The 12,577-nt window shown below is 36.8% G+C and carries 9 protein-coding genes and 1 tRNA gene; 7 read left to right on the top strand and 3 right to left on the bottom strand.

Annotated elements, in window-relative coordinates; all coding sequences use genetic code 11:
- Positions 1-21: 21 nt before the first annotated feature.
- Both rseP and ACXX8U_RS12760 read left to right on the top strand, forming a co-directional pair.
- Positions 22-1,365, top strand: coding sequence for an RIP metalloprotease RseP (rseP, locus tag ACXX8U_RS12755; protein ID WP_458566166.1), 1,344 nt, complete (start codon positions 22-24; stop codon positions 1,363-1,365).
- Between the two features lie 137 nt (positions 1,366-1,502).
- A tRNA-Asn gene (locus ACXX8U_RS12760) sits at positions 1,503-1,576 on the top strand.
- A 263-nt stretch (positions 1,577-1,839) separates the two neighbouring features.
- Here the strand turns inward: ACXX8U_RS12760 and ACXX8U_RS12765 are convergent.
- Positions 1,840-2,700, bottom strand: a complete 861-nt coding sequence (locus ACXX8U_RS12765; protein ID WP_458566167.1) for an HIT family protein — start codon at positions 2,698-2,700, stop codon at positions 1,840-1,842.
- Positions 2,693-3,757: an HNH endonuclease domain-containing protein gene (locus tag ACXX8U_RS12770; protein WP_458566168.1), complete on the bottom strand. Its 1,065-nt coding sequence runs from the start codon at positions 3,755-3,757 to the stop codon at positions 2,693-2,695. The genes ACXX8U_RS12765 and ACXX8U_RS12770 overlap by 8 nt, the downstream gene beginning before the upstream one ends.
- A gap of 565 nt (positions 3,758-4,322) precedes the next feature.
- On the opposite strand from ACXX8U_RS12770, the gene ACXX8U_RS12775 reads away from it, so the two are divergent.
- The 3 genes from ACXX8U_RS12775 to ACXX8U_RS12785 all read left to right on the top strand — a co-directional run bounded on the left by ACXX8U_RS12775 (position 4,323) and on the right by ACXX8U_RS12785 (position 8,196).
- A complete protein-coding gene (locus ACXX8U_RS12775) occupies positions 4,323-4,499 on the top strand; it encodes an antibiotic biosynthesis monooxygenase family protein (RefSeq protein WP_458566169.1) in 177 nt (58 codons plus the stop codon).
- Between the two features lie 9 nt (positions 4,500-4,508).
- Positions 4,509-4,712: a Dabb family protein gene (locus ACXX8U_RS12780; RefSeq protein WP_458566170.1), complete on the top strand. Its 204-nt coding sequence runs from the start codon at positions 4,509-4,511 to the stop codon at positions 4,710-4,712.
- A 262-nt stretch (positions 4,713-4,974) separates the two neighbouring features.
- Positions 4,975-8,196: a WD40/YVTN/BNR-like repeat-containing protein gene (locus tag ACXX8U_RS12785; RefSeq protein ID WP_458566171.1), complete on the top strand. Its 3,222-nt coding sequence runs from the start codon at positions 4,975-4,977 to the stop codon at positions 8,194-8,196.
- 106 nt (positions 8,197-8,302) lie between these two features.
- Here the strand turns inward: ACXX8U_RS12785 and ACXX8U_RS12790 are convergent, their stop codons facing one another.
- Positions 8,303-8,716 carry a DUF2452 domain-containing protein gene (locus ACXX8U_RS12790; protein ID WP_166132679.1) on the bottom strand — a complete coding sequence of 138 codons (414 nt, stop codon included), beginning with the start codon at positions 8,714-8,716 and terminating at the stop codon, positions 8,303-8,305.
- Between the two features lie 208 nt (positions 8,717-8,924).
- Between ACXX8U_RS12790 and ACXX8U_RS12795 the strand changes: the two genes are divergently transcribed.
- Both ACXX8U_RS12795 and ACXX8U_RS12800 read left to right on the top strand, forming a co-directional pair.
- Positions 8,925-11,255 carry a glycoside hydrolase family 3 protein gene (locus tag ACXX8U_RS12795; RefSeq protein ID WP_458566172.1) on the top strand — a complete coding sequence of 777 codons (2,331 nt, stop codon included), beginning with the start codon at positions 8,925-8,927 and terminating at the stop codon, positions 11,253-11,255.
- A gap of 194 nt (positions 11,256-11,449) precedes the next feature.
- Positions 11,450-12,574 carry a PQQ-dependent sugar dehydrogenase gene (locus ACXX8U_RS12800; protein WP_458566173.1) on the top strand — a complete coding sequence of 375 codons (1,125 nt, stop codon included), beginning with the start codon at positions 11,450-11,452 and terminating at the stop codon, positions 12,572-12,574.
- The last annotated feature ends 3 nt before the right edge of the window (positions 12,575-12,577 follow it).

Consider the following 12,577-nt stretch of genomic DNA (forward strand, 5'->3'; position numbering starts at 1 on the left):
TAAAAGAACTAAAAATTTAAAATGGACATAGTTATCAAGCTTTCTCAATTTTTATTGAGCCTATCATTACTGATTGTACTTCACGAATTAGGACATTTCATTCCTGCCAAATTGTTTAAAACCAGAGTCGAAAAATTCTATTTGTTTTTTGATGTTAAATATTCTCTTATCAAAAAGAAAATTGGCGAAACCGAATACGGTATTGGGTGGTTGCCACTAGGTGGTTATGTGAAAATTTCCGGAATGATTGATGAAAGTATGGACAAAGAACAAATGGCTTTGCCTCCACAACCTTGGGAATTTAGATCGAAACCAGCTTGGCAGCGTTTGATCATCATGTTAGGTGGTGTTACGGTCAATTTTATTTTGGCTTTCATTATATATATAGGAATGGCGTATGTGTATGGCGATATTTATATTGCTAACAAAGACTTGAAAGATGGAATGCTGGTAGAAAACACGATCCTGCAAAAAATTGGTTTCCGCACCGGAGATCAAATAAAAGCAGTTGATGGAGAAACAATCGAAAAATTCGATAAAGAATTAACCCTAAAAGTGCTTACTGCAAAAGAGGTAGTTTTACACCGCAATGGTGCTGATACTACTGTAAAACTTCCTATTGATTTTGTAGATCAACTTGACAAAGTAGAAAAAGGAATTTTATTAGATATCAGAATGCCATTTGTTGTTGGTGCAATTTCTGAAGGATCTAAAAACACCAATTTGCAACCAAAAGATATTGTTCTTGCTATTAACGGTACGCCTACTAAATATTTTGATCAAGCAAAAGCAGTGCTTGAAAACAACAAAAACAAAACCGTAACCGCTACAATACTTCGTGAGGAGAAGGAAATTAAATTACCAGTTGTAATATCCGCTGATGGGAAACTTGGTATTGGAATTGGTCGTTTAGGTATGGAATCGCTAGAAAAATTGGGGTACTATAAAGTAAGTAAACAACAATTTAGTTTTGCCGAATCTATCCCGGTAGGAATTACAAAAGGAAAAGACCAGCTTGTTGGCTATGGTAAACAATTAAAAATGATTTTCAGTCCAAGCACCGGCGCATACAAACAAGTAGGCGGATTCAAGGCTATTTTTGATATTTTCCCTAAAACTTGGAGCTGGGAAGTATTCTGGAATATCACGGCTTTATTGTCAATAATGCTCGGAGTAATGAACCTTTTGCCAATTCCGGCACTTGATGGAGGTCATGTGATGTTTTTATTATACGAAATTGTTTCAGGCAAAAAACCTAGCGATAAATTCCTAGAGAATGCACAAATGGTTGGTTTTGTTTTACTTATCACACTCTTACTATTTGCTAACGGAAACGACATTTACAAAGCGATCATCGGCAAGTAAAAAAAATGAAAAAAAGTTTGAAATTTATTTGCAGAAACCAAATGATAGCCTATCTTTGCAACCGCTTAGACAAACAAACAGAGTTGTTCAAAAGCAAATAAAAAAGACGTTCTTTAAAAAAATAAAAATATACAGTTTCCTCCTTAGCTCAGTTGGTTAGAGCATCTGACTGTTAATCAGAGGGTCCTTGGTTCGAGCCCAAGAGGGGGAGCTTTTAGAAAGCCATTCAAGAAATTGAGTGGCTTTTTTGTTTTATATCATTTCGAACTTGGTTCGAGTTCGCCGCGGCGGAGGAGCTTTTAGAAACTAATGGAATTTCTTTTTAATTTTCAATTACAAAGTCACTTTTGGATGTTGACCTCATATTTTGAGTTAAAAAAGGAATACTCTGTCTTGAAAAGGTAAGTCTTTTTACAACCCCGATCAAATGTCGGACTTAAACTAAGAGATTACGGGGAAAAATAATTTTATAAGCTAATAATCCTTTTTACTTGGAATCACTCCACGAATTCCACCTCTCGGATTTTCAACATCATTTTTATATCGTGGAATAATATGTATATGACAATGCGATATCGTTTGTCCAGCATCCTCATTGATATTTATACCAATATTAAACCCATCTGGTCGAAATTTTTCCTGAAGTATATTTTTTAATTTATTCACGACAATCCAACAGGCGGTTTGTTCTTTTAAAGTCAAATCAAAATAATTTGAGACTAATCTTTTTGGGACAATTAAAGCATGGCCTTCTGAAACGGGAAACTTATCATAAAATGAAAAGACTGTTGCTGTTTCAACAATTAATTCTCGTGTTTCCTCTCCAATTAAAAAAGGGCTTAAATCTACGTTTCCTTTGTTTAAAACAGTATAATGTTGGTACTCGTATATTTGACAGTTTTCGTTCTTATAAATAGACAAATAACCTAATCTAATTAAACATTGATAAGTTTCTTTTTTATGGATTTTATGAATTCTAAAACCTTCGTGTTGAATATCTCTACGAACAGCAAAAAAGGCCTTTCCGTTTGGCTTTAAGAGACTCGATACATTCATTAAAACCTCAGCTTGTTCTTCAGGAAGTAAAACATTTAGAACATAAAAGCACAAGATTGTATCATATTTTTCGGTTGGAAATGTCGGAAAATAAAAGGGATCGTATCCAGTAATATCAAAACCTTTATTTTTCAAAAATTCTACATCTTTACCAATGCCACAGCCAAAATCTAAAACTTTACCATTAATCTTTTTTTGATTTAGTAAAATCCTTGCAGGATAAGAAAGTGAAGTTCTTTCAATTGCTGTTAAGTGACTATTTGGGTTTTGGCTACTCATTCATAAATAAAAATCCGTTATTACTAGCAATGGTAATCAATGGTTGAATGGTATTTGAAAATTTATCTTTTTCAAAAGCATCAATACTGGGAAAAATTGTCAGAAACTCATCCATATATTTACTACTTGAACTATATTGTTTATTAATTTCAAAAGCTAACTTTTGCAATTCATAAAATTTGTGGAAATGCTTATCGAACAATGGAAGTTTATCACTTTTTGAAGAATTGAATTTTTTTTCAATTGGCAACAAATTCCAAATTAAATCGTGTGATACAAAAGCATGAGGGACAAAATGATCTAAAGCATAATTCTTTTCATCGAAATACAGTTTAGTATCTGTAAAAATACAATTTATGTGTCCTAACTCTTTGAAAACAGGTTTCCAATATTGATTGGTTTGTTTAGTTAAACTATTTCTAGTTGCAGGTTTAATTAATTTATTAGGAATATCAGGTACATTTGGATTTCTGACTTGAAGAAACAAAGTCAAATTCCAATAACAGAAATCTTTAATGATTTTTGCGTTACTTCGCAAATAATCAATCCAAATCGGATTAATGCTGATAAAATTCTTGTGTAAAGCATACAAACTATCATTCAAAAAAGATTGCGAATCCGCATAAATTCGCTTGCAATGAGCAGTATCCGTCTCTCCCGCTAACTTAGGAAACCAAGGCGTCAAAAACCAATGAGGTACGTTTTTATCAAAATGCATTAATTCTTTGATGGTGACTTTATTTTCAGATGTTTCTAAACGTTGATTTAGGCTTTGTTTTTTCTCATCAATAGTAAGTGAAGCTTCAGTATTTAAAATCCTTTCTACAGCCAATTGAATGTTATCTTGTTTTCCGTACGACACATGAAAGTAATTTATCGTATACCAAGAATTGCTTATCATTCTTGCAAAAATTTTTCTTTTTTCAAGTTTCAAATGACCTTCTTCAACTAATTCGATAATAGCAAGCAACCAATAAAATTTATAAGTAGCAGAAGTGCTTCTGAAAACAGAAACCAATTTATTGATTGGTAAATTATTTGAAGTAGGAAGGTTCATCAAGCTTAGATTATTAATGATTTAGTTCTTTATACATTCTTGTAAAATTGCTGTTATTTATAATTTGTGCATCTATGTTTTTAATTTTAGGCTTATCAACATTATAGAAATGCTGCGGAATTTCATCTACAAATGACGACTCGTTTCCAAAATCTATAATCAAAAATAATTTGTCCCTAACTCTCGTAATTGAAACATAAAACAATTGGTTTTTTTCTAGTAAAATATCCTGTTTTATATTCTTAATATCTCTAAAAATAGCATCATTTCAGTTACCTACCTTTAATCAACTTTTATCATTGACCGATTATAAAAAATATAAATAATCTTAAGTTAAAACAGCAATTAAAAAGCGATTCTGAAAGATAAGAAAAATATTAAAAAGGAACATAATTAAGAAAGCTAAAAAATTAAAACCTTTAAAATCTTATGCCTAAAATGGAGTGCCTTTTTGATAACGATCTTAATGTTACTCACAATTGCTTTTACTACACCTTCAAATTGAGTGGTTTACATTATTATTCCCAATATTTTTCTTATTTTCCCGTACTAAAACTACAGTAACATGTTACGACGAAAATTTATTGGAGCTACTACAGCAATTGGTTTGGCTAGTTTGATAGGATTAAAAACCAAAACAGCATCGCCGTCCGTGCTGCATCAAGTTTACTTTTGGTTAAAAAATCCAGATTCTGAAGCTGACAAAAAACAACTTATCGCAGGCTTAAAAACGCTAGAATAAATACCAACAGTGCGACAAATTCACGTAGGCACTTTAGCCTCTACTGAAAAACGCGAAGTGGTTGATACCTCTTGGCAGGTATCCGAATTGTTGTTTTTTGACAATGAATCCGACCAAAAAATATATCAAGACCATCCCATTCACTTAGAATTCGTAAAAAAACACCAACATCTTTGGGAAAAAGTTCGCGTATTCGATAGTATGACACAGTAGCTTTTTCAGAAATAATTGCAACGATAAGTTGTTAATAGTCTGTAATTTACGAGCAATATCTACTTGTAAAAGAACAGAATTCCAAAAACACCTCATCTGCAAACACTTCATAACCAAACCATTTGATTATTCACTATATTTGAACAGTAGTTAAAATACAAAACCGCTTTGATCATGAGTTTTAATTGTAATAACAGTTGAAAATAAAGTTCTAAATTGTGTTTTCATTATAAAACTAAAAACTAACTAAAAACCAAACCATATGAATCGAACGCATTGTAAAAAAGTCTTTCATGGCCTTATCATTGCAGCAGCATTAGTGAGTAACGCACCAAGCGGATTCGCTCAAAAAAAGAATGTAAAAAACAAAAACACGGCAGCCATTGCTACAGATAGTGTTTTTAACGCCCTCAAATGGCGCAACATCGGGCCCTTTAGAGCCGGTAGGTCCTTGGCTGTTGCAGGTCACGCCAGTCAACCGCTCACGTACTACTTTGGGGCAACCGGTGGCGGTGTCTGGAAAACCATTGATGGCGGAAACGAATGGTTTCCTATATCTGACAGTGTTTTTAAATCCTCTTCCGTTGGAGCTATAACCGTGGCGCCTTCTGATGCTAATGTGATTTATGTAGGAATGGGCGAGGCCGATATGCGATCTAACATTTCCTTTGGCGATGGCGTTTATAAATCAGTTAACGGTGGCAAAAGCTGGGCAAAAGCAGGACTAGACAAGGCAGATGCTATTGGTAATATTGAGGTACATCCTACTGATGCCAATATCGTTTTTGCAGCAGCAATGGGAAATCCTTTTCAATCGAACCCGGAGCGTGGTGTGTACCGATCTAAAGATGGTGGAAAAACATGGCAATTAGTCCTTTCTAAAGATGCTAAAACCGGAGCGATGTGTGTTCGCATTGATCCATCTAATCCGCGAATTGTGTATGCTACCTTGTGGGAAGCGTATCGTAACGGACACTCGATGTCGTCTGGAGGAAAAGGTTCTGGACTATACAAATCGATCGATGGTGGCGATACTTGGGTTTCTTTAAACGAAAAACCAGGAATGCCTATTGGTTTGCTTGGTAAAATAGGAGTTGCTGTTTCGCCTGTAAACTCAAACCGTTTGTATGCTTTAATCGAAAACAACAAAGGCGGATTGTACCGCTCTGATGATGCTGGTGAACACTGGCAACTAATTAACGAAGACAAAAATTTGTGGCAACGTCCATGGTATTACATGAATTTACAAACCGATCCTAAAAACGAAAATGGATTAATTGTTTTGAATGTTGATGCTTGGAAAACAAGCGATGGCGGCAAAAGTTTCAAAAAAATAAACGTAGGTCACGGTGATACACATGATGTTTGGATCAACCCGAACAACCCTGATAATTTTATAATTGGTGATGATGGTGGCGGAGAAGTTACCTATAACGGAGGTGAAACTTTTACTGCCCTTGATGTACCTACGAGTCAGTTTTACCACGTTTCGGTAGACAATGAATTTCCGTATAACATCTACGGCGCACAACAAGACAACTCATCTGTTCGTATCGCTTCAAGAACCAATGGTTATGGTATCGGTACAGAATCTTGGTATCCTGTTGCGGGTGGCGAAGCGGGTTATATTGAAGCTGACCCAACCAATTCTGACATTACTTTTGGTGGTGAATACGACGGACAGTTAAGTACTTTCAACAAAAAAACAGGACAGTCAAAAGATATTTCTCCTTATCCGGAGTCGAATATTGGAGCGCCATCCAATGCTAAAAAATACCGTTTTCAATGGACGTACCCAATCGTTTTTTCGCCTCACAATCCTAAGAAAATGTACGTGACCTCACAAGTGGTGCACGTTACTGAGGATCAAGGAAATTCTTTTCAAATTATAAGTCCTGACTTGTCGCGTAATGATCCAAAAACTACTGGCGAAACAGGAGGTCCAATAACTTTAGACCAAACTGGTGCCGAAGCCTATGCTACTATTTTCACCTTATCAGAATCGCCTCTTGAAGAAGGTGTTATCTGGACAGGATCTGATGATGGTTTGATTCACATCACGAAAAACAATGGTGCCAAATGGGATAATATTTCATTACCAACAACGCTTTTACCTGATTTTTCATTGATTAGTATGATTCATACTTCTGAGCATCAAAAAGGAAAAGCTTACGTAGCGGCGAACAAATACATGTACGGCGATCGCAATCCATATTTATTTAAAACGTCTGATTACGGAAAAACATGGACTAAAATAACGAACGGAATTCCGAGTGACGAATATTGTCGTGTATTGCGCGAAGACCCAAACAAACCCGGATTGCTTTATGCTGGTACAGAACGCGGTATTTATGTTTCATTCAATGATGGCGATTCGTGGCAAAAACTCAACTTAAACCTTCCGCTAACACCAATTCGTGATTTACGTGTTCACAAAAGAGAGAAAGATTTAGTAGTGGCTACTCACGGTCGTGCGTTCTGGGTCTTAGATGACATTACTCCATTGTACGAAATCAAAGACCAAGCAGTAAAAGCAGACAAACACTTATTCAAACCACGCCATGCCTACCGTATGTCAGGTGGTCAAAGCGATGACACAAGCACAGGGACCAATGCGCCAAATGGTGTAATTGTGCGTTACTATTTTAAAAAGAAACCTACGAGCGAGATAAAATTGCAATTTGCTACTCCAAAAGGAGATACTATTATCACCTACTCGTCTACAAAAAACTTGAAAGGCAAAGAAATGACACCTTCAAAAGAGTTTTATACTGATACCAAGAAAGCACAACCAGGAACAATTTCAGCGCAAGCAGGTATGAATTCTTTTGTGTGGAACATGAGATATCCTAATGTAACCGAAGTAGAGGGTACCAATGTAATGTGGGCTGGTTCTGGAGCAGGTGCAAAAGTAGTTCCTGGTACTTATACCGTTAAACTTTTAGAAGGAAAAACTGTAATTGGCGAAGCAGCCTTCGAAATTAAATTAGACCCACGAGTAAATACAAGTGCAGCCGACTTACAAGAACAATTTGATTTGCATCAAAAAGTAAACAAAAAAGTGGACGAAGCGCATAAGGCGATCAACAAATTACGCAAAATTAGATCGCAAATCAATTCGTATATCGGTAGCGTAAAAGATGTTGCGCTGGTAGAAGAAATGAAAAAAATGACAAAAACAACTTTAGAAAGTCTAGATGCTATCGAAGGAACTTTAATGCAACCAAAAGCGAAAGCACCGCAAGATGTATTGGCCTACCCTATACAATTGAATGATAAAATGGCTGGTTTGGGCTCAAACATTTCTTCATCAGAGTCAAAACCTACGCGAAATGCGTATGTAGTTTACCAAGATTTAGCTCAAAAAATAGACGCTCAAATCAGTAAATTACAAGAGCTGATGGATAAAGATGTGAAAGCTTTTAACAGCTATGTGATGCAACAAAAAGTTCCCGCTATTATTGTAGATGAGGATAAAAAATAAGTTGCAACGAATATAAAGTATTACAAAACCAAAAAAGGGACCGTTCACAATGAGCGGTCCCTTTCTTCTTGTAAAAATATTTCTTTTTGAAAAGTAAAAGCACTTATTAAAAGTTGGAATAGCCGTCTAAATGCATCCACTTTTTATCGCTGTTGAGTTTAAAAGTACCAATGTGTTCTTTATTCCACTCGTGTGGACCTATCAAGGATAAAAAATGAACGCCTTGCGCATCGCGATACAAATGGTAAATCTCGCCAATAACTGGCTCAAACGAAAATTTGGCACTGTATACGAGTTCGTTCCATTCGTATTCTTGCATCAATTTTTCGTACTGCAACTTGAGTTCATTGAACTTATTCCCCAATTCTTTATTCACATTGTCAATTCCTCTGCTTTTCCAAGAAACTACATCATCAACACGAATAACTGGTGCACCAACGCCTGTTGCGTAGGGCAAAATATTAGCATTGTATCCCGCCTCGGCAGTATAAACAACATTATCTGGTTTTTTATCTTCCATTTATTTTCAGCTTATGCAAAGAATAATTATTTTATTTTGTTTAATTTTAATTCAGCAAAGTTAAACAAAAAATAGTTTTATAGTCGCTATTCCTAATTACTTTGATTTCAAAAATAAAAATAGTTTCATTGTGTCTATACAACACATATTATTTTTCGTTACATTTGAAATACTTCAATTAAAGCTATTGACCTGAAAATAAACCCATATGAAATCAAAAATTGTAATACTACCCTCTTTGCTCCTACTTGCTTTAGGCTTGCAGGCACAAACCAAATGGACCGAAACCAACAAAAACACCTATAAATTGGTAGCCAACAAAGGAGGTCAAACCTTGGGTTACTCCCCACAATCAGGTATCAAAATCATTCAAGTAGATGGATTTGCCTTTAAAGACTTGAATAAAAACGGGAAATTAGACCTCTATGAAGATTGGCGCAAACCCGTAAACGAAAGAGCCAAAGACCTAGCCGCACAAATGACCGTAGAACAAATCGCAGGTTTAATGTTGTACAGCAGGCACCAAGCCATTCCGGCGCAAGAAGCAGGCATGTTTACAGGAACCTATAACGGAAAACCTTTCTCGCAAAGTGGAGCACAAGCTTCCGCTTTATCCGATCAGCAAATTGCTTTTTTAACCAAAGACAATCTGCGACATATATTAATGACCTCGGTAGCGTCGCCCGAAATTGCAGCACAGTGGAACAACAATATTCAAACTTTAGTCGAAGGTATCGGGATGGGAATTCCAGCCAACAACAGTTCCGATCCTAGAAACGGAGCCAATAAAGATGCCGAATACAATGCGGGTTCAGGAGGTGCTATCTCACAATGGCCAGAAGAATTAGGACTAGCTGCTACTTTTGATGCTGCCATTACACAACAATTTGGCAGTATTGCTGCACAAGAATACCGTGCCATGGGAATTGCAACGGCGCTTTCGCCTCAAATTGATTTGGCAACAGAACCAAGATGGAATCGCTTTGTGGGTACTTTTGGCGAAGACCCAAAACTAGCTACCGACATGGCAAGAGCCTATGTAGATGGTTTTCAAACTCCAAAAAAACCAATTGCCAACTACAACGGTTGGGGACATCAAAGTGTAAATGCCATGGTGAAACATTGGCCAAGCGGCGGTCCTGAAGAAGCCGGACGCGATGGACATTTTGCCTACGGAAAATTTGCAGTTTATCCGGGAAACAATTTCGAAACGCACTTAAAACCATTTACCGAAGGCGCTTTTCAACTGAATGGATCTACCAAAAAAGCATCGGCGGTGATGCCTTACTACACCATCTCATTTGGTCAAGATAAAAAATATAACGAGAACGTTGGGAACGGGTTTAGCAAATACATCATCACTGATTTGTTGCGAGATAAATACAGCTACGATGGCGTAGTTTGTACCGATTGGCTCATTACTGCTGATGAAGGCCCGAAACCAGATGTATTTGCTGGAAAATCTTGGGGAGTTGAATCCTTAACCGTGGCCGAAAGACATTACAAAGTGCTGATGGCTGGAGTAGATCAATTTGGAGGAAATAACGACATCAAACCTGTTCTTGAAGCCTATGAAATGGGTGTAAAAGAGCAAGGCGAATCCTTCATGCGGAAGCGTTTTGAGCAGTCAGCGGTTAGGCTACTTTTGAATATTTTTAGAGTAGGATTGTTCGAAAATGCCTATTTAGACCCGAACGAAACCAAAGCTATTGTTGGAAAACCCGAGTTCATGAAAGCCGGTTACGATGCGCAATTAAAATCGGTAGTATTGCTTAAAAATAAAAACAAAACGCTACCAATTGCCAAAGGAAAAACGGTCTATGTACCAAAACGCACTACACCTGCTGGCATTAATTTTTTTGGACAACCTTCGCCAGAAAAGACAGAATATCCAGTTAATTTAGAATTGATTAAAAGATACTACACTGTAACCGATGATCCGAACAAAGCTGACTTTGCAATGGTTTTTATCAAAAGTCCGATCAGCAACGGGTATAGCCGAGCGGATAGAGAAGCTGGCGGAAACGGATATGTACCCATTAGTTTGCAATTGAGTGACTACACCGCCGTTGATGCAAGAGTGCAAAGTATTGCTGCTGGTGATCCCGTGATTGATCCTACTATCAACAACCGTTCGTATGTGAATAAAACGAGTAAATCCAATTCGTATCCTGATTTAAATACCATTTTGGACACAAAAAAAGCTATGAAAGACAAACCAGTTTTAGTAGCTGTATCCATTTCAAATCCGATGGTTTTTAGTGATTTCGAAAAAAATGTAGATGCAATTCTGGGAGATTTTGGCGTACAAGTAGAGGCTTTGCTAGATATTGTTTCTGGTAAAACCGAACCGTCTGGTTTGTTGCCCTTGCAAATGCCCGCCAACATGTCAACCGTTGAAAAACAACTCGAAGATGTGCCACACGATATGATTCCTTACCAAGACAACGTTGGAAATGTCTATGATTTTGGTTTCGGATTAAATTGGAAAGGAACCATCAAAGATGCCCGAACAGCCAAATACAGTGTCAAAAAATAAAACACAATCTCTCAAAAACCACCTAACAAAAAGGTGGTTTTTTAATCGAGAAACTTTGGCTTTATCTTTTTTCAAAAAACATTAATTAAACGCAACGAACTGATTTTGTTAATTCGAAGCAAAAATTAAATCCAATCATCAATTTTTATTGGGCATTTAGTACCTTTAAAAACAATTTTGTTAAAACTTCCATCATGAAAAAAATAACGCTTGTTTCCCTTTCTATATTCTCCATGCTTGCACTAAATTGTGAGGCACAAACCAAACCAAATGATGTAGTTGTCAAAGACGAAGTTAAAAATTATACTTTAGAAACCGTGGCTTCGGACATTGCCATTCCATGGGGAATGACTTGGTTGCCAGACGGTGCGCTATTGGTTACAGAAAAAAGTGGGACTTTGTTTCACATTAAAAACGGACAAAAAACAGCCGTTAAAAATGTTCCAAAAGTATATACTCGCGGACAAGGTGGTTTGTTGGATATCGCTCTACATCCAGACTACGCTAAAAACGGTTGGATTTACATGACTTTTGCTTCAGAAGAAGGTGAAGGTACGGGAGGAAATACAAAATTAATTCGCGCTAAATTAGTTGATGGCGGTTTAACCCAAATTGAATCGTTGTACAAAGCAACTCCAAACACAACCAAAGGACAGCATTTTGGTTCCCGAATTGTTTTTGACAATGATGGCTACCTATTTTTCTCAGTAGGAGAACGTGGCGAACACTTTGTCAATCCACAAGATATTAACCGCGATGGCGGAAAAATTTACCGACTAAATGATGATGGAAGTATTCCAAAAGACAATCCTTTTGTGGGTAAATCAGGAGCTAAAGAAGCTATTTACACTTACGGAAATCGCAACCCACAAGGAATGGCAAAAAATCCAGTTACAGGCGCTATTTGGGAAACCGAACACGGACCTCAAGGTGGCGACGAAATCAATATCATTCAAAAAGGAGTGAATTACGGTTGGCCTGTGGTGACCTACGGCATCGATTATGATGGCACTACAATTAGCACTCAAAACGAAAAACCAGGAATTGAAAAACCAATTTATTACTGGTTGCCTTCTATCGCGCCAAGCGGAATGACATTTGTAACCAGCGATAAATATCCAGACTGGAAAGGACATTTGTTAGTAGGATCGTTGAAATTTCAATACCTCGAATTGGTTCAATTAAAGGGAGATGAAATTGTAGGTCGTCAAAAAATTGCCACCGGTGTAGGTCGTGTACGCAATGTAGCGCAAGGTCCCGACGGTTACATTTACATGGGAGTTGAAGGAAAAGGAATTGTAAAAATTATACCTAACTAAATC

The sequence above is a fragment of the Flavobacterium sp. GNP001 genome, from assembly GCF_054343775.1.

Bases quoted from the DNA above. Each gene is read 5' to 3' on its own strand.
- ACXX8U_RS12765 (WP_458566167.1), bottom strand. From the start codon at position 2,700: ATGAGTAGCCAAAACCCAAATAGTCACTTAACAGCAATTGAAAGAACT.
- ACXX8U_RS12790 (WP_166132679.1), bottom strand. From the start codon at position 8,716: ATGGAAGATAAAAAACCAGATAATGTTGTTTATACTGCCGAGGCGGGA.
- ACXX8U_RS12785 (WP_458566171.1), top strand. From the start codon at position 4,975: ATGAATCGAACGCATTGTAAAAAAGTCTTTCATGGCCTTATCATTGCA.
- ACXX8U_RS12795 (WP_458566172.1), top strand. From the start codon at position 8,925: ATGAAATCAAAAATTGTAATACTACCCTCTTTGCTCCTACTTGCTTTA.
- ACXX8U_RS12800 (WP_458566173.1), top strand. From the start codon at position 11,450: ATGAAAAAAATAACGCTTGTTTCCCTTTCTATATTCTCCATGCTTGCA.
- ACXX8U_RS12770 (WP_458566168.1), bottom strand. From the start codon at position 3,757: ATGAACCTTCCTACTTCAAATAATTTACCAATCAATAAATTGGTTTCT.
- rseP (WP_458566166.1), top strand. From the start codon at position 22: ATGGACATAGTTATCAAGCTTTCTCAATTTTTATTGAGCCTATCATTA.
- ACXX8U_RS12775 (WP_458566169.1), top strand. From the start codon at position 4,323: ATGTTACGACGAAAATTTATTGGAGCTACTACAGCAATTGGTTTGGCT.